This is a genomic window from Komagataeibacter oboediens, assembly GCF_003207815.1.
Classification (GTDB): Bacteria; Pseudomonadota; Alphaproteobacteria; order Acetobacterales; family Acetobacteraceae; genus Komagataeibacter; species Komagataeibacter oboediens.
The window spans coordinates 40,843-63,001 of sequence record NZ_NKTX01000006.1 but is presented as its reverse complement, the minus strand read 5'-3'; the positions used below and the strand labels follow the sequence as shown (position 1 = coordinate 63,001).

At 60.8% G+C, this 22,159-nt stretch carries 17 protein-coding genes; 11 read left to right on the top strand and 6 right to left on the bottom strand.

Going from position 1 to position 22,159, the window contains the following annotated elements; genetic code table 11:
* Positions 1 to 20: 20 nt before the first annotated feature.
* Positions 21 to 989 (bottom strand): D-2-hydroxyacid dehydrogenase, encoded by a 969-nt coding sequence (locus tag CFR80_RS05510; protein ID WP_029329249.1) that lies wholly within the window; start codon positions 987 to 989, stop codon positions 21 to 23.
* Between the two features lie 354 nt (positions 990 to 1,343).
* On the opposite strand from CFR80_RS05510, the gene CFR80_RS05505 reads away from it, so the two are divergent.
* Positions 1,344 to 1,571, top strand: coding sequence for a (2Fe-2S)-binding protein (locus CFR80_RS05505; protein WP_010513185.1), 228 nt, complete (start codon positions 1,344 to 1,346; stop codon positions 1,569 to 1,571).
* Positions 1,572 to 1,735: 164 nt separating this feature from the next.
* Here the strand turns inward: CFR80_RS05505 and CFR80_RS05500 are convergent, their stop codons facing one another.
* Positions 1,736 to 3,244 carry a sodium:solute symporter family protein gene (locus CFR80_RS05500; RefSeq protein ID WP_010513183.1) on the bottom strand — a complete coding sequence of 503 codons (1,509 nt, stop codon included), beginning with the start codon at positions 3,242 to 3,244 and terminating at the stop codon, positions 1,736 to 1,738.
* Positions 3,241 to 3,417, bottom strand: a complete 177-nt coding sequence (locus tag CFR80_RS05495; protein ID WP_010513182.1) for a DUF3311 domain-containing protein — start codon at positions 3,415 to 3,417, stop codon at positions 3,241 to 3,243. The genes CFR80_RS05500 and CFR80_RS05495 overlap by 4 nt, the downstream gene beginning before the upstream one ends.
* A 562-nt stretch (positions 3,418 to 3,979) precedes the next feature.
* On the opposite strand from CFR80_RS05495, the gene ppdK reads away from it, so the two are divergent.
* From ppdK to CFR80_RS05455, 9 genes are all read left to right on the top strand, one after another.
* On the top strand, positions 3,980 to 6,655 hold the full coding sequence (gene ppdK / locus CFR80_RS05490) for a pyruvate, phosphate dikinase (RefSeq protein WP_110507147.1): 2,676 nt from the start codon (positions 3,980 to 3,982) through the stop codon (positions 6,653 to 6,655).
* Positions 6,656 to 6,730: 75 nt separating this feature from the next.
* The gene (locus tag CFR80_RS05485; RefSeq protein ID WP_029329248.1) at positions 6,731 to 7,603 is read left to right on the top strand and encodes a pyruvate, water dikinase regulatory protein; all 873 of its coding nucleotides are present in this window, start codon (positions 6,731 to 6,733) and stop codon (positions 7,601 to 7,603) included.
* A 600-nt stretch (positions 7,604 to 8,203) separates the two neighbouring features.
* Positions 8,204 to 9,544: a B12-binding domain-containing radical SAM protein gene (locus CFR80_RS05480; RefSeq protein ID WP_010513179.1), complete on the top strand. Its 1,341-nt coding sequence runs from the start codon at positions 8,204 to 8,206 to the stop codon at positions 9,542 to 9,544.
* 52 nt (positions 9,545 to 9,596) lie between these two features.
* A complete protein-coding gene (locus CFR80_RS05475) occupies positions 9,597 to 11,273 on the top strand; it encodes an alpha-keto acid decarboxylase family protein (RefSeq protein ID WP_010513178.1) in 1,677 nt (558 codons plus the stop codon).
* 471 nt (positions 11,274 to 11,744) lie between these two features.
* Complete coding sequence (locus CFR80_RS19750) at positions 11,745 to 11,876, top strand: hypothetical protein (protein ID WP_010513177.1); 132 nt, start codon at positions 11,745 to 11,747, stop codon at positions 11,874 to 11,876.
* Between the two features lie 164 nt (positions 11,877 to 12,040).
* Positions 12,041 to 12,589: a hypothetical protein gene (locus tag CFR80_RS05470; RefSeq protein ID WP_373636461.1), complete on the top strand. Its 549-nt coding sequence runs from the start codon at positions 12,041 to 12,043 to the stop codon at positions 12,587 to 12,589.
* A 235-nt stretch (positions 12,590 to 12,824) separates the two neighbouring features.
* Complete coding sequence (locus CFR80_RS05465; RefSeq protein ID WP_110507146.1) at positions 12,825 to 14,051, top strand: MFS transporter; 1,227 nt, start codon at positions 12,825 to 12,827, stop codon at positions 14,049 to 14,051.
* Positions 14,052 to 14,097: 46 nt separating this feature from the next.
* Positions 14,098 to 15,372 (top strand): acyl-CoA dehydrogenase family protein, encoded by a 1,275-nt coding sequence (locus CFR80_RS05460; protein WP_010513173.1) that lies wholly within the window; start codon positions 14,098 to 14,100, stop codon positions 15,370 to 15,372.
* Positions 15,373 to 15,450: 78 nt separating this feature from the next.
* Complete coding sequence (locus CFR80_RS05455; RefSeq protein WP_010513172.1) at positions 15,451 to 16,455, top strand: asparaginase; 1,005 nt, start codon at positions 15,451 to 15,453, stop codon at positions 16,453 to 16,455.
* A 122-nt stretch (positions 16,456 to 16,577) separates the two neighbouring features.
* Here the strand turns inward: CFR80_RS05455 and CFR80_RS05450 are convergent, their stop codons facing one another.
* Together CFR80_RS05450 and CFR80_RS05445 are read right to left on the bottom strand one after the other, a co-directional pair.
* Positions 16,578 to 17,720: a hypothetical protein gene (locus CFR80_RS05450; RefSeq protein ID WP_029329245.1), complete on the bottom strand. Its 1,143-nt coding sequence runs from the start codon at positions 17,718 to 17,720 to the stop codon at positions 16,578 to 16,580.
* 193 nt (positions 17,721 to 17,913) lie between these two features.
* The gene (locus CFR80_RS05445; protein ID WP_010513170.1) at positions 17,914 to 19,365 is read right to left on the bottom strand and encodes an amino acid permease; all 1,452 of its coding nucleotides are present in this window, start codon (positions 19,363 to 19,365) and stop codon (positions 17,914 to 17,916) included.
* A gap of 351 nt (positions 19,366 to 19,716) precedes the next feature.
* Between CFR80_RS05445 and CFR80_RS05440 the strand changes: the two genes are divergently transcribed.
* A complete protein-coding gene (locus tag CFR80_RS05440; protein WP_010513169.1) occupies positions 19,717 to 20,610 on the top strand; it encodes a hypothetical protein in 894 nt (297 codons plus the stop codon).
* A 7-nt stretch (positions 20,611 to 20,617) separates the two neighbouring features.
* Here the strand turns inward: CFR80_RS05440 and CFR80_RS05435 are convergent, their stop codons facing one another.
* Positions 20,618 to 21,892, bottom strand: a complete 1,275-nt coding sequence (locus tag CFR80_RS05435; protein WP_110507145.1) for a restriction endonuclease — start codon at positions 21,890 to 21,892, stop codon at positions 20,618 to 20,620.
* Between the last annotated feature and the right edge of the window lie 267 nt (positions 21,893 to 22,159).

The window sequence follows — 22,159 nt, the reverse complement described above, 5'->3', positions numbered from 1 at the left end:
ATCCGTATACGTCGGCAAGGTCATACGACCTGGTTGCGCAATGGGGTGCCCGTTTCCAGCGCCCTGATGTTATCGAGCAGGATATCCACGACATTACGTTCATAGAACTGCGTTTCCCCCGCGACATGACTGGTCATGACTAGATCGGGCAGTTGCCATAATGGCGATTCTGGCGGCAGCGGTTCATCCACATAGGTATCAAGTGCCGCCGCCGCGATGCTGCGGTTGCGCAGGGCCGCGATCAGTGCGGCCTCATCCACAACCCGGCCGCGCGCCACGTTGATCAGGCAGGCATCGGGTTTCATGGCGGCAAAGGCCTTCTGATCCATCAACCCTTCGGTCTGTGGGGTCAGGGGGCAGGTCAGGACAACATAATCAGCCTGGCCCAGAGCCACATGCAGATCCCCGGAACTGACCTGTGTCACGCCGGGAACATCCAGCGGCCGGGGACTGTGGCGCATGCCGCTGACATGCATGCCCAGTGCCAGACATAGCCGTGCCAGCCTGTCGCCAATGGTGCCCATGCCCACGATCAGCACCGTCCTGTCGGTCAGTTCCAGCAGGCGGGGGCGGCGATCCATGCCGGTGCCCGACCAGTGGGCGCGATGCTGGTTGTCCCGGGCTTCATACAGGCGACGTGACAGGCTGAGCAGCAGGGCCAGCGCATGTTCCGCCACGGCAGTGGCATTTGCCCCACGTGCATTGCACAGGTGGATGTTGCGCGCCCCGAGATGTTCCAGATCAAACTGCTCCACCCCGGAACTGACGGACTGGATCAGTTTCAGCCTGGGCGCCAGGTCGATCAGGCTGTTGCGCCAGAGCATGGACGCCACCAGGATTTCCGCCTGCGGCATGATCCGTTCCAGTTCCGCGAACGTCCCGACCTGCACGCAGGGCGGGCTGCCGGGTCGTTTTTCCAGTTCTGCTGCGATGTCGTAATATTCATGCGCGACATAGACCGTCTGGCGGGGGCTGTGTGTCTGGCTCATGGCCATTATCCTTTCGGGCGATGGAAAATCGGTGCCAGCATGGAAACATTCCATTTCATGCTGGCACGCCGCCCGGCATGCCGCCAGATCCCAAACCGGCCATCCGGCGGATTTGGAAACGTTACGTCTGCCATTTGTCGCTGACCAAATGCCTGTCGCGCCGGGCAGGGCTAGGGAATAGTCTAGCTTGTTATTGATGTTATCGAACGTAATATCAATAAGAACGGGATAATACGAAACGGGATGAAAGGCACGGCGGTGCTAGCAGGAATGTCAGGCGAGGAATTTAAGGGTCTTGCGATTTGTTCTCATTCGTGATTATGGTGTGCCCACATCATCGATTGGGATAGATAAATGTTTGTCTGCTCCTGCAATATGCTGACCGATACAGATGTGGAAACAGCCGTGCGTAACGGGGCTGTCCGGCCTAAGGAAGTGTACGAATCCAAGGGATGTCGCGCCCAGTGCGGGAATTGCGTGCCGGGTGTCGTGTGCCTGCTGCGCCAGATCGCACGACAGGGCCGCGCCACCATTACGGACACCATGCACCGGACGGGCGAAATCCAGCCGCAGGCCATCTGACCCTTGGGTTGTCCCGGTGCTTCACGGGCCGGTGCAGACCAGAAAAAAAATCAGGAACATACAAAAACGGCCCCGGTCATGTGACGGGGCCGCGTCTGGCAGAGATTAAGGTAGCAGCCCTGTCCATGCGACGGTCTGTGCCGCATGGACGCAGGGCCAGGGGACTAGCGCCGGATGCTGCCCGGTCGCAGCGTGGACGGCGACGCCCCCAGTGCCAGCCGGATTACCGCGCCCAGCGTCAGGGTCACGGCAATATTGATGCCCAGCGCCAGAAGCCCGGTTGAAACGGATGCTGAAAACCCGGCGAAGGCCACCGGATGCACCGGCTTCAGCCCATCGATCCAGCACAGGCCCAGCCCGGCAACAGATCCGATCACCCAGCCTGCAACCAGTGCGGGCGCAGGCAGGCGCAGCGGCAGCAGGCCCATGATCAGCGCCGGAAAGGTCTGCAGGATGATGACGCCGCCAAGCAGTTGAAGGTCGATGGCGAATTTGGCGTTCAGGAAGATCACGCAGCCCAGCGCACCGACCTTGACCCCGAATCCGGCCAGTCGTGACCCCGTAACCGACTCGCTGCGATGGGGCAGGATGTTGTGCATGATCAGGTTGGCCGCACCGATCGCCATGACGGACGCGGGCACCAGCGCCCCCACGGCGATGGCGGCAAAACAGAACCCCGCGAACCATGACGGGAAGATCGCCAGGAAAAGCTGTGGCACTACCTGCGAGGATGACGTGGTTACGATCCCCGCCGCATGGGCCATGAGGCCCAGCAGGGCGATCAGGCCCAGCACGATGGTATAGGCAGGCAGGAAGACGGCATTCTGCCGGATCGTATCGGCCGATCTGGCCGCAAGGATGCCGGTCAGCGTGTGGGGATACAGGAACGCGGCGAAGGCCGAGGACAGCGCAAGCGTGGCGTAGGGCACCACCTGCCCCTGTGCCACGATATGGCCGTCCGGCACATCAGGCAGGTGCCCGGTTGCGGAATGGAACATGGCCCCGTAACCACCCAGGTGGATCGGCACGATAATGACGGCCGCCAGCACCGCGATATAGATCATCACGTCCTTGATGAAAGCGGTCAGCGCCGGGGCATGCAGCCCGCCCAGCCATGTATAGGCCGCAAGGGAGATGAAGGCGATCAGCAGAGGCAGCATGCCGGTGAAGCCAAGCGCCTCGATCACTGTCCGGATGCCGATCAACTGCAGGGCGATATAGGGCAGCACGGCTACCAGGCCACTCAGCGCCACGGCCAGTTCCAGCGTGCGGCTGCCAAAGCGCGCCCGCACGATATCCGCCGCCGTGGCATGGCCGCCATCGCGCGCAATGGTCCACAGGCGGGGCATGACGGCAAAGATGAAGGGATAGACGATGATTGTGTACGGCAGGGCGAAAAAGCCGAACCCCCCGGTGGAATAGACCAGCGCCGGCACGGCAATGACCGTATAGGCGGTATAGAAATCCCCGCCCACCAGGAACCATGTGACCCAGGCGCCGAACTCACGCCCGCCCAGCCCCCATTCTTCCCCTTCGGTGTGGCGTGCCGCTGCCTTGCGGCGGTTCAGCAATGGCCGCCACAGCCGTACCGTGCTGCCCAGCACAATGGTGGCGACAAAGCATATGACGAATACGCTGATGGCCGCGTTGTCGGCCACGATGGATGTGTTCATGACTGACGGTCCATTTTCCACGCCATCCAGATCAGGGCGGATGTGACGGGAACCCAGGCGAACTGGTACCAGTAAAAGAACGGGAAGCCGAACAGTACCGGATCATGCCGGTTGTACAGCGGAACCCACAGGAGTCCGGCGAATGGCAGGAGGAGGAATATGGCTTTTTTCATTTTGACCGTACTTCTTGTTTTTTTGTGTGGCCGTAACGGATGTTTCTGGAAACAGGTCATGGGTGTCAACAGAATATAAGATAGTTTCCAAGTAATTTTTGAAATTTGAAGGATTATTTTTGTAATTACATTTATATTATTGTGCGCTGCGCAATATTTTGCTGCATTGCACAACGTTTTTACGCGGAATCATGATTGTTTCCTGATCGCAAAGCTTATTTTTAAAATGCATAACTAATATTATTAATATAAATTAATTGATGGATCCTGTGGTGGTTGCTGCGTTTCTCTGGTGCATGATTTTTTAATTATCACTCTGTTATTAAAGGAAATTATTGATATCCGTGCCTGCCGTGCCCGTCAGTCGCCATGTCCGGGATCCGCGCGGGAACACGTGCATGACCCTAAAATAGTGATTGCCCGGACTTGCCCGTGCCGGTTACTTTCACAGGCCGGGCCTGCCAACAACAAACAATACTAATAGCGCGGTCGCCTGTTTTTTTGACCTGTTCCGGATCAGGCGTCATTTCTGACAGACGGACGCGCGTAGGAACGAACAGACATGACCAAATGGGTTTACAGCTTCGGAAAAGGCCTGAACGAGGGTCGCGCGGATATGCGCAACCTCCTGGGCGGCAAGGGCGCCAATCTGGCGGAAATGGCGGCGAATGGCCTGCCGGTTCCGCCGGGTTTCACCATTACAACGGAAGTCTGTTCGGCCTTTTATGAAAATGGCCGGAAGTATCCAGATGCGCTTCAGGCCCAGGTGGCCGAAGCCCTGCATCGGGTCGAGCAGTCGATGGGCCTGCGTTTTGGCGACGCGGATGCGCCGCTGCTGGTCTCGGTCCGTTCGGGCGCGCGCGTGTCCATGCCTGGCATGATGGATACCGTCCTGAATCTGGGCCTGAATGATGAAACGGTGGAAGGGCTTGCCCGCTCATCCGGTGATGCGCGCTTCGCATGGGACAGCTACCGCCGGTTCATCCAGATGTACGGCTCGGTCGTCATGGGCGTGCCGCATCACCATTTCGAGGATACGCTGGAACAGTTCAAGCGTGCCAACCGCGTGGAAGACGATACCGCGATCACGGCTGATCAGTGGCGCGCGATCGTGGTGGATTACCGCCATATCATCAGCACCCATGCCGGAAGCGAATTCCCCACCAACCCGCATGACCAGCTGTGGGGTGCCATCGGTGCCGTGTTCGGGTCATGGATGAACCCGCGCGCCAATACGTACCGCAAGCTGCATGAAATCCCGGCCTCGTGGGGGACTGCGGTCAACGTGCAGTCCATGGTGTTCGGCAATATGGGCGATGACTGCGCCACCGGCGTATGTTTCACGCGCGACCCGTCTACGGGCGAGAACATTTTCTATGGTGAATACCTGATCAATGCGCAGGGCGAGGACGTGGTGGCGGGCATCCGCACCCCGCAGCCCATGGCCTGTGCCCGCGCCGAGGCCGGCCAGCACCCCATGGAAACCACGCTGCCCGAAGCCTACGCTGAACTGCTGCGCGTGCGGTCCGTGCTGGAAACCCATTACAAGGACATGCAGGACATCGAATTCACCGTCCAGCGCAACGTCCTGTACATTCTCCAGACCCGCAACGGCAAGCGGACCGCCGCCGCGGCGCTGAAGATCGCCATCGACATGGCGCGCGAAGGGCTGATCACGCAGGAAGAGGCCATCCAGCGCGTGCCCGCCGCATCCCTTGACCAGCTGCTGCATCCCACCCTCGATCCCAAAGCCGAGCGCGTGCAGCTGACCCGTGGCCTTCCCGCATCGCCCGGTGCCGCCGCTGGCGCCGTCGTGTTCACGGCCGAGGAGTGCGAAGCCCGCGCGGCGAAAGGGGAGGACGTGATCCTCGTCCGGATCGAGACCTCGCCCGAGGACGTGCACGGCATGCACGCCGCCCGTGGCGTCCTGACCACCCGTGGCGGCATGACGTCGCATGCCGCCGTCGTGGCGCGTGGCATGGGGCGTGTATGCGTGGCGGGGGCGGGCAGCATCCATGTCGATTACGCGGCCGGGACCATGACGGTCGGCACGCACACCGTGGCGCAGGGGGAATGGATCACGCTCGATGGCGGGACGGGGGCGGTCTATCTTGGCCGCGTGCCGACCATCGAGCCCGCGCTGTCGGATGATTTCAACACGCTTATGGGCTGGGCGGATGCAGTGCGCCGCCTGGGCGTGCGCGCCAATGCCGAAACGCCGGACGACGCGCGCACCGCACGCCGTTTTGGCGCGGAAGGGATTGGCCTTGCGCGTACGGAACACATGTTCTTCGGCCCTGACCGCATCGGCTTCGTGCGGCAGATGATCATTGCCGATGATGAAAGCGTGCGCCAGAAGGCCATTGCCGCCCTGCTGCCGTTCCAGCGTGATGATTTCGCCAGTCTGTTCCGCATCATGGCGGGCCTGCCGGTCACGGTACGCCTGCTGGATCCGCCACTGCATGAATTCCTGCCGCATGCCGAAGCCGAGATGGCCGAAGTGGCGAATGCGCTGGGTAAAAGTGTTGACGACGTGCGCGCGCGCTGTGCCGCGCTGGCTGAAACCAACCCGATGCTGGGCCACCGTGGCTGCCGCCTTGGTCTGACCAGCCCGGAAATCTACGCCATGCAGGTCCGCGCGCTGATCCAGGCGGCGGTTATGGTGGAAAAGGAACTGGGCAAGCCGATCCGTCCTGAAATCATGATCCCGCTGGTCGCGACACAGGCGGAACTGGCCACCACCCGTCGTGCTGCGGAAGATGAGATCGCACGCGTGCTGAAGGAAGAGGGAACCAACCTCAACTACTATATCGGCACGATGATCGAACTGCCCCGCGCGGCGCTGCAGGCGGACAGGATCGCGGAATATGCCGATTTCTTCTCGTTCGGGACAAACGACCTGACGCAGACGACATTCGGCCTGTCCCGTGATGATGCAGGATCGTTCCTGCCTTACTATGTCGATCACGGTCTGCTGCCGCGCGACCCGTTCGTGTCCATTGACCGCGATGGCGTGGGCGCGCTGGTCCGCCTCGGGGTGGAACGCGGGCGGCAGACAAGCCCGGACCTGAAGCTGGGCATCTGTGGCGAACATGGTGGCGACCCGGATTCCATCGCGTTCTTTGATGAAGTCGGGCTGGACTATGTCTCGTGCTCGCCCTTCCGCGTGCCGGTTGCCCGCCTTGCGGCAGCCCAGGCCGCGCTGGCCACGCGACAGAAAGCGGGGCAGACGGCCTGAGACAGGTCTTCCGTCGGTTTCAACATACGGAAATGGCGCCCTGCCTGAAGGCGGGGCGCCATGTCAGGCAGGGCCATGGGCGAAATTATCCTGCATCTTGTATCCGAAGCGACGGGGCAGGCGCTGGAAGCAGTCATGCGGGCCTGCAGCGCGCAGTTCCAGTCCGCGGCTTTTTCCCCACGTAACTGGAACCTGATCCGCACACGCGTGCAGGTGGCGCGCGTGCTGTCCGGAATCGGGGATGAGCCGGGTCCGGTGCTGTCCTCGCTTACATCCCCGGACCTGCAGAACATGCTGCGCATGGGGTGCGCGCGCATGGGAGTACAGGTCAAGAATATCCTTGATGGAACCATCCATTTCCTGGAACAGCAGACCGGGATTGTGGCGGAACGCCATCCCGGCGGCCAGTATGTGATGGATGATACCTACCGCCGACGGATCGAGGCGATGCAGTACGTCATCTCCCATGATGACGGGCAGAAGACGACAGACCTGACGAAGGCGGATGTGGTCCTTGTCGGTGTCTCGCGCACATCCAAGACCCCGACATGCTTCTATCTGGCCAATCGTGGCATCCGGGCGGCCAATATCCCGCTGGTGCCCCATGCACCCCTGCCCGTCGGGCTGCAGGATTTCCCGGGTCTTGTGGTCGGGTTGACGATTGATCCCTATACGCTGCTGGAAATCCGGCGTTCGCGCGTGGGGATGATGTTGCCGGGCCGGTCTATGGCGGCACCGGGTATGTCCGTCTCCTCCGTCAAACCTTATATTGATCCGCAGAATGTGCAGGAAGAACTGCAATGGGCACGGCGGTTGTGCACGCGCCATAAATGGCCTGTCATCAACGTGACCCACCGCTCGGTAGAAGAAACGGCCGCCGCCATTATCGACATGCTGGAGCATGATGGCGTGACCGGTGGCCAGGCGAATACCGACCTGCCGGAATAGGCGCTTCCGGCACTCGGCCTGTGACTCGTCCCGCGAATTCAAGGCAGGTTGTGGTGAAGCTGTTTTGAAACGCTTCAGAAGCAGCCGCTTTGGCTGGCTGGTGCGCAGAACGTGTCAGCCAGCACGCCTGTCGCGGCAATGGGTCGCGCCGTGCCGGGGGCCGTAGCACCTGTAATCCCCCGATACCTCAAAACTGACGGGATCATGCCGGCAGCGTGCCTGCGCGGTTGTGGCTGTAGGAGCTGGTGCGGGGGGGCTGTTCCCTATCGTACGAGTGTATGCAGGCCCGCTGTCATTTCCCCTCAGACCGTGCCAGACATGCAGCAGGCTGAAATCAGATATGTGTATCTTTTCAGTTGTTGTGAAGCGGAAAATAATAGTTACAAATTGTAAAAATAATAATAAAGTAATAAAAGTAAAACTCAAATAAATAATCATGCAATTTTTTGATATGTGACATGTGCGCATTCTATACAAACATGAATGATTAGGTGCTGTTTATTTCGTGCAGTGGACATGTGGGACAAAAAACGTACGATATGAGAAAGAGTTATTTATCAGGATATTCCTTACCACATCCGGGTCCATAAGAGCTGAAGCATGTCCAAGACAGATCTCAAGCTGCTGATTATCCAGCCGTCGCATTACCGGTCCAAGACCGACCGGACCATTTTCAAGACCAAGCGACGGCAGATGGTACCGCTTGCGCTGCCATATCTTGCGGCGCTGACGCCACGGGAATGGACCGTCACCCTGCTTGATGAACAGTTAGAAGATATCGACTTCGACGTGCCGGTGGACGTGGTCGCCCTGTCGGCCTGGACGCTGCATTCCCCCCGCGCCTATGACATCGCGGCTGAATTCCGTCGCCGTGGGGTCAAGGTCATCATGGGGGGGCCGCATGCCTTCTTCTATGCCGACGAAGCCGCCGAACACTGCGACGCCGTAGGCGTGGGCGAAGCCGAGCCGATCTGGAAGACAATGCTGGAGGACGCTGCCGCCGACCGCCTGCAGAAGATCTATCGCGCCGCCCCGCTGAAGGAACTCAACGACCTGCCGCCGCCGCGGTACGACCTGCTGGACCTGAAGAAATTCGGTCCTTTCCGCACATTTGCGGTGCAGTCCTCACGCGGGTGTCCGTTCGTGTGCGATTTCTGTTCGGAACGCTTCTATCTTGGCGGGCGCTACCGCTGGCGGCCGGTGGACCAGATGGTGGCCGAACTGGAGCGGATCAAGAACAAGGGCAGCCACTTCTTCTTCGGTGAAAGTAATTTCGGCGGCAAGAAAAGCCGTGCGATGGAACTGATGGAAGGTCTGGTGTCGCTGAAGATCCGGTGGTCCACGCTGTGGTCGTCCAATCTGTGCCTTGATACCGATTTCCTTGACCTGGCGCAGCGCAGCGGCGTGATGCATGTGAATATCGGTATCGAAAGCATTGATGAAGAAATGCTGCAGGGCATGAAAAAGGGCTGGAACAAGGCCAGCCGCTATGGCGAGATGTTTGACAACCTGCGCAGGCGCGACATCAGTTACTCGCTCAACTTCATCTTCGGGTACGATGATGAACACCCAGACGTCTATAACGCGACCCTGTCCTTTCTTGAGGCGCACAAGGTTCCGGCGGCCTATTTCAATATCCTGACCCCCACCAAGGGGACGGCGCTGTTTGAACGGATGAAAAAGGCGGGCCGGATCATCGACCCTGAGGATATCGACCGCTGGCCCGGACAGGTCTGCCATATCTGGCCCAAGAACTGCACGCCCGGCCAGATGGAACAGCGCATCCAGACCATGTACCGCAAATTCTACAGCATGCGCTCCATGGTGCACCGCCTGCCGTTCCCCCGCACGCGGTCGGACATGTCATCGTGGATCCTGAACCTGACCGAACGCCGCATGGCCTTTTCATCCACCGGAAACAATGATTTTGATATCTATTGACTCCGGTCCGGCCAATTCAGGCCGGGCGGCAACAGGTTAGGGGAAAGACGGCATGCGCGGATCAATCGGAAGTATGCTGCTGGACCGGCTCCGGCATATCGGTGTTTCGCGCATTTATGGTGTTCCCGGCGATTACAATCTTGAATTCCTTGAACTGATCGAACGCACGGCCGGCATTGAGTTCATTGGCACCTGCAATGAACTCAATGCAGCCTATGCCGCGGATGGCGATGCCCGCATGACTGGTATCGGGGCCGTGCTGGTGACCTATGGCGTGGGGGATCTGTCCGCGCTGTCCGCCGTGGCGGGCGCTGCCGCAGAAGGCGTGCCGGTGGTGGTGATTTCGGGCATGCCGCCCCTGCATGCCGTCCACTCGCGCGCGCTAGTGCATCACACCCTGGCCGATGGCGACTATGATAACGTCATGGCCTGCTACCGGCAGTTCACCGCAGCCAGCACCCGGTTGCAGCCTGCGACGGCCGTGGTGGAAACCGATCGGCTGCTGCATGCCGTGCAGACGCTGCAGCGCCCGGTCTATATCCAGTTTCCCTCTGACATCTGCTACGTTGATGTCGATGTGCCGCCCCCGTCCCCGGTGTCTGTCACGTCGGATCCCGGACTGCTGGCGCAGGCGGCGCAATGGATCGTGCAGCGCCTTGCGCAGGCGCGCCAGCCCGTTGTGCTGGTGGATGCCATGGTACGCCAGTACGGACTGCATGATCGTGTCGTGCGACTGTGCACGCAGCACGGCATTCCTTATGCGGCCCTGTCTACCGCCCGTACGTTGCTGCCGGAAACGGGGCCATTGTGGCTGGGTCAGTATGGGGGGCAGGCCTCCGCCCCCGGTGTGGCGGATTATGTGAGTGGGGCGGACTGCGTCATCGGGCTGGGCGTCAGGTTTGTCGATTCCACCTCCGGTTATTTCTCACAGAACCTGCAGCCCGGTGCGCTGGTTGATATCCAGCCGTTCAGCCTGAACTGTGATGGCAGGAACATGCAGGGCATTACCGCGGCCGACCTGCTCGACGCGGCGGAACAGGCCCTGAAGGACACGCCGCCCGCGCACCCGGCGCGTCCGGTCCAGCCTGATCATGCCGTGCCGGCGTCGCCTGATGCGCGGCCCTGGGGGCAGGCGGTCTTCTGGCAGCGGGCAGAAGCCTTCCTGCGCCCGGGAGATATCGTGGGCGCTGATAACGGGTCGTCCATGGTGGCAATGCTGCATGCCCGCCTGCCCGCCGGGTGCAGCCTGCTGGTGCAGCCGGTCTGGGCGGCGATCGGCTATTCACTACCCGCAAGTCTTGGGGCCTGTCTGGCCATGCCGGACCGGCGGCATGTGCTGTTTATTGGCGATGGATCGTTCCAGATGACGGCACAGGAACTGTCCACCCTGCTGCGGCACCGCTGCAATATCACGATCTTTCTGGTCAATAACGGTGGCTATACCATTGAACGGATGATCCTTGGCCCGCAGGCGGTCTATAACGATGTCGCCAACTGGAATTATGCCGACCTGCCTGCGGCGATGGGGGGCGACATGGCCGCCGTGCTGTCGTTGAAGGCCAATGACGTATCCACGCTGGATAAGGCGCTGGCGCAGGCGGAACAGCATGAAGGACTCGCCTTTATCGAGGTCGGTTTTGCCCCCATGGATGCACCCGCTGGACTGGCGGTGATGGGGCAGGCGGTACGGCGCTACGATTATGGACTCGAAACCCCTGAATTGCCCTGACGGACAGCAGACAGGTTATTTTCAGATTAATGAAGAATGACCTGTTTTTAGGCTGGACGGGAGGGATGATGCAGGTTATTGAAAATACGACTGTTTTTCCGGACTACTCTTTTGCGGGGCGTCCGGTTGCCTCCCGGCCTGTATGGTAGATGGCGGAATGCAGCAAACTGACCTCACGAAAACGTGAAGTGGTTCGGTTAAATTTTAGGCATTTGCATAAATTTTAACCGACCTTATTGACCCGATGGCAGACCCTGAAAAGGCTCTGCCATTTTTTGTGGCATATTTCCAAAAGTGTCCGGAACAGATGAATGGTGTTCCGCTCCGTTTGGGTAATTGTTGGACACTTATAATATTTACATCATGTAATGACCTGTAAAACGCGCTTCGTCGGTATATTATTTCCATTGCGAGTATTTCGGTTCTGGTGTTCCTTCCGGTTCACCAACTCAACACCAGAGGAACCGAGAAATGTTTATTGAAAACATCAACACCATGATTGCCCACTCCGTGAACGCCATGTCTTCCCTGACCATGGTTGCATTCCTGCCCATGATCGCTGCCCTGATGATCGCAACCATCGTGTCTGATCGCGCTGCCTGAGCCCGGGGGTTTCTGTCCTGATACCCCTGCAGCCGGAATTCCCACGCCAGTGTGGGAATGGCCGGCGGCCAGCAGGCGATAATGAATAAAATGGGTCAGGCGCTTCGGCGTCTTTTTTTATGCCTGTAGGATGGGGCCGGATCCCTTCCTTTTTTCATGAAGGCATGATGATGGCCCTGATTGATGACCTGCTACCTGTTTTTACGTTTCGGGAACGCCATGCCCTGCGCATTCGTGCCCCGGGTGGCGTAATCGTGCAGTGTGTCAGCCGTTATCGTGCCCGGCACGATCCCTTGGTCCGCCGTGCCATCGCCATGCGGGAAAAGCCCGCGCGTCTGCTGGGGCTGTCGCAGCGCAGGGCGCTGGATCTGGATGGTTTCACGCCCCTTGGCCGCGTGGGTGACAGGGAGGTGGCCATGGGCCTGATCGGCGCGTTCTGGCGTCTGGATTACGGTCTGCTTGATATTGCATCGCGTTCGGATTTCATGGCCTGCCAGCGCAGGGATGTCTGCAGGCTGGTCATGAGTTTCGCGGTGGAGCCCGCTTATGCAGGCCACTCCCTGCTGGTGACCGAGACACGGGTCTTCTGCCCTACACCCGCCATGCGGCAGCGTTTCGCGCCGTACTGGTACCTGATCCGTCCCGTCAGTGGCCTGATCCGGCGGCGCATGCTGGCCGCCATAAGGAAACAGGCCGAACATCCGGTACGATGAAGCGGGGCAGGTGGGATCGGTGCGGCACGGGTACGGATCTCCGCACCTTTTTTTGACAAAATATGACACAGGCCGGGAACAGGAAACGTTTTTCGCCTTTTATGGCCATTCATCCGGGAATGGGCAGGAAAGGACACGCCCCGGCAGGCTTGTAGCCAGTCCGGCATGGGTGTATCGGCCACAAAAGTAACAGCGTGCAGCAGCGCGCTTTTTTATTTTTGTCCAGAGCATATGCATGACTGATACAATCACCATCGCGCGTGAAGGCGTACGTGCGTCCGTGCAGCCGTCCGGGCACCCCAGCATGATCTTTTTCATTCTGGCGATGGGGGGATTTGCCATCGGCACGGCCGAATTCGCGGCCATGAGTCTTGTGCCCATGATTTCGGCAGGCATGCATGTGACCGTGCCCGAAGCTGGCCATGCGATCGAGGCCTACGCCGCCGGTGTATGCGTCGGCGCACCGCTGATCGCCATGCTGGGGGCGAAATGCAGCCGCAAACACCTGCTGATCGGCATGCTGGCCCTGTATGTGATCGGCAATGGCCTGACCGCCGTGGCCCCCAATTATCTGTGCCTGCTGCTGTGTCGGTTCATAAGCGGCCTGCCGCATGGCGCGTATTTCGGCACGGCGGGTATTGTCGCATCCTCTCTGGTGCCGGAAAACCGGCGCACGCAGGCGGTGGCAAGGGTCGTGCTGGGCCTGACCATCGCTACCATTGGCGGTGTGCCCATGGCCAACGGGATTGGCCTGCTGGTGGGGTGGCGCTGGGCCTTCGTGCTGATCGCGGCGCTTGCGCTGTGCACCCTGCTGCTGATCATGCGCTTTGTGCCGACCGACCCACCGCGCCCCCATGCCAGTGCGATGACCGAGATCCGCGCCCTGCGCAACCGGCAGGTCTGGCTGACACTGGGGATTGGCGTCGTGGGGTTCGGGGGCATTTTCTGTGTCTATACCTACCTTGCCTCCATCCTGCAGGAAGTCACCCGTGCCCCGGCCTACATGACGCCGGTCATGCTGGCGGTGTTCGGCGTGGGCATGACGGTGGGCACCATGGCGTGCGCATGGGCGGCGGACCGCAAGATGATGCCGACCATCGGTGGCACGCTGCTGGTCAATGCGGCAGCCCTGGCCGGTTTCCCCGGTTCGGTGCATTCCGTGTGGGGCATGATGCCGATCGTGTTCATGATCGGCTGTGGCGGCGGACTTGGCACCGTGATCCAGTCGCGCCTGCTGAGTGTGGCCGTTGACGCGCAGGCACTGGCGGCAGCGATGAACCAGAGCGCATTCAACATGGCCAACGCGATTGGTCCCATGCTGGGTGGCATGGCGATCAGCGCGGGGCTGGGCTGGGAATCCGTGGGCTGGGTCGGGAGCTGCCTGGCCATGGGTGGGTTCGTGATCTGGCTGCTGACGCTGAGCGATATACGCGCCGCCGCCCGCAGGCAGGCCGGGGGCTGATCCGGTGGGGCAGGGTGGTTGATGCCCTGTCCCATCACGCCTAATTATGTTTCCCATGACGGATGTACCAGTGCAGGGCAGCGTGCTGCCCCCCCTGCTGCGTGACCTGTTTCCCGCGCGGCAGGTTGACGGGGTGGTGGGAAAGGTCATGCTGCGGGTGCAGCACGTGCTTGATACCGAAATCGCCCCGGGGGCTGCAGATCGTGACCGCGCGGGGGGCTATCCCCATCAGGCCGTGGCGGCGCTGAAGTTGACCGGCATCCTTGCGCTGGCCGTGCCATGTAACTGGGGCGGGCTGGGCATGACGCAGGACCTGTCGCTGGAACTCATGCTGCGGATTGCCGTGGCTGATCCGGCGGTCGCCCAGATCTACAAGGTGCATGACGATCTGGTGCGCGAGATATTTGCCTATGCGCCGTCTGACCTGCGCCGGCGTCTGGCGCATCGGATCGTGCAGGATCATGCCATTCTTGGCATGGCGGTGGCGGAAAACGGGCGCACGGCGGATGGGTTCCTGCAGACGCTGGCGCGCCCCTGTCCCGATGGTACGCATGCCCTGTCCGGGTGCAAGATCTATGCCACCGGCGCATCCGGCGCGGATCTGGTGGCGGTGTCGTCGTTCGATCCCGTGCGGGCGCAGCAGGCGGGGTCCATCCGCGCGGGCGTGCGCATGGACCTTGTGCCGCATGATGCCCCCGGCCTTGTCTTTCATCATGACTGGGACCGCATGGGCCAGCGCGCGACCGATTCCGGCACCGTGACGCTGGAGGACGTGAAGGTGGAAGACCACTGGAACGCGCTGGACCCCGACGCCGTGCTGCCCCAGCATGTGGCCCTGCGGTTTCAGGCCGGTTTCAGCGCCATCCTGACCGGTATCGGCATCGCGGCGTTGCGTGCGGTCTGTGCTTTCGTGCCCGAACGTGCCCGGCCATGGGGGGCGGCAGGCGTGGACAGTGCGGATCAGGACCCATATGTGCGTCGCCTGCTGGGTGAAATCGGGGCGGACCTGTTCGCCGCCTATTGCAGTGTGATGCAGGCAGGCATGATGCTGGACCGGTATGAAGGCGGACAGGCATCACGCAATGCAGCCGCAATGGCGGCCAGTGCGGCCCGGTCGGTTGCCACGCGCGCGGCCCTGCGGGCGGCGGCGGATGCACCGGCCGCGGCAGGTGCACGGGGTACGGCTGCGGTCAATGGGCTGGACCGGTACTGGCGTGATGCCCGGACGCTGTCGCTGCACGATCCGGTAGACTGGAAAAACGCTGAAATCGGGCGCCATCTGCTGACGGGCTGGGCACCGGAACCGGGTCTGTATCAGTAGTCCGGTCCAGGGTCGTGTTTGACAGGTTCATGCCTGCGTGATTGATCGCGGGCAGGATGCGATCAGGGGAAAAGTCAGATGAAGCGACCCGTCATTGCCATTATCTCGACCGGGGGTACCATTGCCCGGCAGTCCACGGACCCACGTGATACGGTCGATTACGCGGAAATCGGTGCAAGCATCGGTGGCCGTGACCTGCTGACCGCGCTGCCCGCCCCCGTGCGCGCGCGTTTCGAGGTGTATGACATTCCCTTTTCCAGCTGCGACAGCGTGAAGATGACGCCTGCCCGCTGGCTGCAGCTGGCCCGTTGCATCAACGACACCATCACGACCCGGCCGGATCTGGATGGGGTTGTCATCACGCACGGTACGTCCTCGCTGGAGGAAGCGGCCTGTTTCCTTGACCTTGTGCTGGATGTGCCCTGTCCCGTGGTGGTGGTGGGCGCGCAGCGTCCCGCCAGCGCCATCAGCGCCGATGGCCCGGCCAATCTGTACGCCGCGCTGGAAGTTGCGTCATGCCCCGGGGCAGCCGGTCGCGGCGTGCTGGTGGTGGCCAATAACGAAATCCATGCGGCACAGGAGGTGACCAAGGCCTCGACCTACCAGCTGGAAACCTTCCGTTCCCCCGATTTCGGCCCGCTGGGCATGATCGAGGCCAATCGCGTGTTTTTCGGTCGTGCCACGGGGTATCGCCGCCATGTGGGCTGGCCGGGGGAAGATGACGTTCGGGATGACGGCATGCCGCGCGTGGATATCGCTTACAGCCATGCGGGCGCGGATGGCGTGGGCATTCGTGCGTTTGTGGCAGCGGGGGCACGTGGCCTCATTTCGGCGGGCATGTTGCCCGGTATGTGCACGCCTGCGGAAAATGTGGCGCTGGATGAGGCCGTGGCGCGCGGTGTCGTGGTGGTGCAGGGGAGTAGCGGATATTGCGGCGGCGTGGTGCGCCGACACGAATTACGCCAGCGCGGTATTCTGGCATCCGGTCACATGCGGCCACGGCAGGCCCGTATCCTGCTGATCCTTGCGCTGATGACCGGGAAGAACGTGGATGCCATACAGGCATTGTACGACATGCCCTGACGCACTGTTCCGGAAGCAGGACGGTTCGGATGACGCTTTGTCCGCAAGGCGTCAGGGAATGTCGCGATCTGGAAAAAGGCAGTACCCGGAACGTCTGTTATCATGAACCTCGCCCTGCGGCATCAGAACACGCTGTTGAAGGCAACCTGCGGTGAAATGACCTGTCCGGTATTGTGCCCCGCGAACATTGCGGTGACACCGGCAATGACGCCAAAGCGGGGAGACCAGTTATATTCGATCGCGGGTGCTATGACCCAGTCACCTGATGCCTGCCCCAGAATGTTCTGGTATTTCCCCTGTGCGTTATACCCCCGCACCACGGACCCGTTGGCCCAGTCGCGGGCCAGATCCATGGCGATCACCCATTTCTGGTTGACGCCATATTCCAGTGAAAAGCCGCTTTCCCCATACATGCCCGGATGTGCCAGCCCGCGGAACCCGGCGGAGGTGCCATAACTGCTGACATCGGCAATATGGGCCTGCGTCAGCGCGCGGCGGAACGTGCCCCACATGCGCAGCCGCAGTTCATGGTGGCCGGGCAGGGTGTAGGTGGACTGTTCCGTAAGCGCCAGACGGAAGGTATAGGTGCCGGTGCCCACCCCGTCCTCGTCACGTCCAAGCTTCGTGTAATCACCCGACGGGAAGGCAACGCCCACGAACAGGCTGAGGGCGGGGATGTACCGCTTCGGGTCGGCATCAAGATAGCGCCACATCACATCCACCGGCAGGTCGCCCATTTTCAGCCCGCTGGTCGTGCCGCCATGTCCGCCCCTGCGCCAGCCATAGCTTATGTCCGGCGTCATCTGCAGGCTGATCGAATTGGTGATGGAATACTTGTAAAGCGTGAAATTCGACACGCTGTGGGCCTTGTCCTTCAGCGACATGCCCTGTCCCGTGCTGTCCAGGTAGCCGACAGGCTGGCTATAGGCGAAATAGGGTTCCCATGCGAACACGCCCTTTTTCGTCAGCGCACCGGATGGTGAGACCAGCGATCCGGTGTACCACTGGCTGTAATCTTCATGCAGCCCCTGCGACCCGGCCGCCGTGCCATTGCCCGTACCCGCCGCATGGGCGCAGGACAGGCCGGACAGGAACAATGAAAGCGATATCGCAACGAATAATATTGATTCCGGTTTCGGAATGTATGATGCTCGTTCGCTGGGACGACCGGCATCACGTGGTAATGCGGTTGCATTGCGGCGGGGTGCAGTGCCCGCGCGTGTGGTCGCGCGGGCATAGGTGAAGGAAACCATGGCTGTGGCTATTTCCTGATCGGGGGCGTCCCTGCACGCATGGCAGTGCGTGTCGGGTCTTATGGTATCGGGGGCAGGTATGGGATGTCTGCTACATGCACTGCAGCAGCAGGTATGGGGGTATCAGGACATCAATACAGCGCTCCTTAGCCGACAGGCCGGTTGATCTGGCGGGGGAATGGCAGTTCCCCCGCCAGTTTTTCATTCAGGGTGTGGGACATTGCGGGCGCTCCGCTGTGGTATCCGGCGTGCTGCGGGTGGTGTTCATGTATTTCCAGCCCAGCATCAGGATGATAGCGACCACTGGCATGGTGGCCAGCGTGCAGGTGCCGTTGGGATAGTCAAACAGCATGAGCACCAGTACACTGCCGAGATAGCCAAGCGTCAGCCATGACGTGAAGGGCGCGCCGGGCATTTCGAAACCGGCGGATGCAATCCGCCCGCTGCGCACGGCCTGACGCAGTTTCATCTGGCTCAGCACGATGAAGGCCCATGTGCTGATAATGCCGATTGCCGCCATGTTCAGCACGATTTCAAAGACCTGGGACGGGACGATATAGTTCAGCACGACCCCCACCAGATAGACCGCGACCGTAAGCCAGATGCCGTTGGCGGGCACCGAACTTGCATTCAGGCGGGCAAGGGACTGCGGCGCCGCACCGCCCATTGCCATGGCGCGGAGCACGCGGCCGGTGGAATACAGGCCGGAATTCAGGCTGGACAGTGCAGCGGTCAGTACCACGATGTTCATGATCGTATCGACACCGGGTACGCCCAGTGCCTCGAAAAACGTCACGAACGGACTTGTGCCCCCATGATAGGCGGTCCAGGGCAGCAGGTTGACCAGCAGTATGACCGACAGGACATAGAACAGGCCGATGCGCCAGATGACGCTGTTGATGCTGCGTGGCAGCACCGTGCGCACATCCGCGCATTCGCCCGCCGCCGTCCCGATCAGTTCAATGCCGGAATAGGCGAATACCACCCCCTGCACCAGCAGCAGGCTGGCGACCAGCCCATGGGGGAATATGCCGCCATTATCGGCGATCAGGTGAAGCCCCGTCGCGTGGCCGTCCACCGGCATGCGCACGCCCAGAATGATACTGCCGATGATCAGGAACAGGCACAGCGCCACGATCTTGATCAGGGAGAACCAGAACTCGATCTCCCCGAACCACCGGACGCCCACCATGTTCAGCGTGGTGACGATGCACAGCGCCATAAGGGCGAAGGCCCATTGTGGCACGGCCGCGAACGTGCCCCAGAAATGCATGTACATCGCCACGGCCGTGATATCGACAATTCCGGTCATGGCCCAGTTCATGAAGGACAGCCACCCTGCGATGAAGGCCGCCTTTTCCCCAAGGAATTCCCGCGCGTACGAGACAAAGCTGCCGCAGGTGGGGCGGTGCATCACCAGTTCGCCCAGTGCGCGCATGATCAGGAACGAAAAGATGCCGCACACCAGGTAGACCAGCGCAAGCGATGGACCTGCCGCCTGAAGGCGTGACCCAGCGCCAAGGAAAAGACCCGTTCCGATCGCGCCGCCCACGGCAATCATCTGGATCTGGCGTGCGCCCAGTCCCTTGTGATAGCCGTCATCATCTTCGGGCAGGATGGGGGTGCTGTCTTCCAGCGCGGGATCCGGTCTGATCATACTCTGGTCTCCGCCACGGCGGGCGCGGGAGGAAGGAGGGAGAAGGGCGCTGTCCACGCACGGGTGAAAAAGTTGTACAAAAAATATGCAGTCCTGATTTCTGTTGTCCCCGGACATGCCGTAACTGGTGGAAATACGGCCTCCCTTCCGGGAAAAGCATGGAACGGCGCAGAAACAGAAAGAAATATCATTCAGCATCAACTGGTTGTTCTGGAGCGAACATTGTCAGACGAAATAACCACTGACAAGTACGGATGCCTCAATAAAAGCATTATGATTAAAAATTAAACATATTTTCTAAAACTTCAGCAGTAAATGCACAATACTTGTTCAGTTAAGGGGGCGTCTCATATGCCTAAAAAGGAATCTGCACGGTCCGGGTTATGCCTTCCTGTCATCAGTGCGGCCTGTGTGGTTGCCTGTTTGGCAACAGCACCCGCCCATGCTGACAACGAGCGTTTTGAAGGCAGTGACCTGACCCGGGACGCACCGCAGTATTTCGTACTGCGCCCGCAGGACAGCCAGACCGCCAGTACGCTGGGGGAACTGCGCCTGTCGGAAAGCGGGATCGATTTCACCAATGGCGAACTGCTTGAGGTCTCGCTGGAACAAGGCAGCGACAGCCACCTGATATACAGGGTGGAACCCGGGCAGAACCCGGTCCTGCCGTCGGGGCGGCGGCTGTGTCCGCCCCCGCTCAATCCGATCTACCTTGATTTCGCCAGCCAGCAGGATGGGGCGGACGGTTATCGCATGACACTGTATTGCGGGTCGCGTTCGGTGCCGTTCCGTGTGATATCGCCCGATCGTGCCGCCGCGGTGTTCAGTTACCGCCGTGCGGCGGACGCATTATGGGCACATAGCGCGACCGAAGGAGGGTATCTGCATGGGGCGGTAGCGCAGTACTGTGCCGTGCATCACGACAGCGCGGGTGTGAATGCCTGTACCACGCGGGAAGAGGCCGCGTACGCCACCATCATGGGCCGCCGGATCGCGCCGCCGGTTCTGAAACAGTGCGCGGCGTATGTAACGGGCCTGCATGACCATGCGGGATATGTCAGTTTTGTCGGGCTGCTGAATTGCACGCGCGTGCGCGACAGTCGGGCGCTGTTCGATTACTGCAGCCAGCGCATTACCGGGCAGAAGCGTGAGGACGATACCCGTTTCCTTGATGGCAACCCGGCCCAGGCGCAGGGCGTGGCCCTGTGTTTCAACGCACTTGCTGCCCATCAGGCGCGTGACTAGGGGCGCGTCATGCCACGTCGGGCACTTCTATGCCTGATACGAATTTGAAAATGTCTTCATGGTGCAGCAGGAATATCCGGTGCTTCTTGCCCAGCATCAGGGCTTCCTGCGTGTAGGGCGCATTGGATACGATCGCGCCCACGCTGGCCTTGCAATCGGTTTTTTCCTTTATGCCCTGCAAGATCACGTCATCATGAACCGGTTTGCGGTCCATCCAGCAATGGACCAGCATTTTCAGGTTGTTGCGGTTGCACTGGATGACGGAGCCAAGGCCCGTGGCGACGGGAGGGTGGATTTCCCACCCGGCCTTTTCAATCCATTGTGAACAGAAGGCGGCGTATTCCGCCTGATTCATGTCCTGATGATACGTGCTGGGCGGGATGGCGGTGGCTGGCGGCTTGCTTGCCATGCGGGCGGCCATGGCGGTGATATGCCCGTACACGGTTTTGTGGATGTCGGGCCACAGGGTGTTATATCCATGGCGCGTCAGCGTGGGCAGGATGGTGCCGTGGGCAAAGCGGTCCAGATACGTCCCCCACGAGGTATGGGACGCAGAACCGGGGCGGGTGTCGTGCGCGTTCTGGTACCACCGGCCCAGCATGGGGGAATGCCGCTGCGCCAGCTCCACGCAGATGTTGATCGCCTTGCGCCGTCGCGCCATGCGCCACGTCGCGCGCAGGACCAGCACCATGACCCATCCCGTTCCGCAGACCAGCATGAGGGTCAGGATAAGCGACCCCAGCTTCTGGAAGCCGCGCGTCATGAAAAAGATGTCGGTCGGTCGCGGGGTTTCCGCGGGCTGCACGATCACCGGCGGCGTGGCTGGCGGATTGTCTTCCGCTTCGGTGTGCTGCGGGCCGGTGGGGGGATCGGCCATGGGGGCCACGGGCGCGGGTGGCGCGATCGGGGTGCGGGGTGGCGTGCGGTCCTCGGATGCTACTGCGACGGTGGGACCGGGCGCGATCGGGGCGATTTCACCCGTCATGAAATATAGCGGCGGCAGGCCCGGCACCGGCGGCACGCGCCGCATCAGTGGCAGCCCGTTGCGGTTGGCTATTTTTTCCCAACGGATGTCCGGCGTGACGTTGTGACAGTCGCCCTGCCGCATCAGTGTCCTGCGCCATGCGGGTGACTGCTGCGTGGAAATGGTCCGGTCGGACAGGGTACGCAAAATGGCATCATCCCCACACGCCAGCGTGGGATGGACAGCACTGAACAGGCCTGCGGCGCTCGCGCTTGCTGGCAGGCACAGAAGCAGGCAGGCGCTTGCCCATATCCGCATGATGCTCGTTATCCTTCCGGTCTGGGGAACGGGAATGTACAGACCCGGGGTGTCAGCAAATTGGAATGTGTAAATGTACAATTGTCGATATGCAGAATACATGCCTTTTTGTAAACAGGCTTTATTTGGTCCTGTTTGTCGGTATTGATGGCGCCCCGACATCATGGGGCAAAAAAGTGGCATGTCCTTATCGGGGGGCTGCCCCCTTATCCAACTTATGGCGATGTTCATGAACTTCGCAGATGTTCAGTAGGACAGATTGGAAGG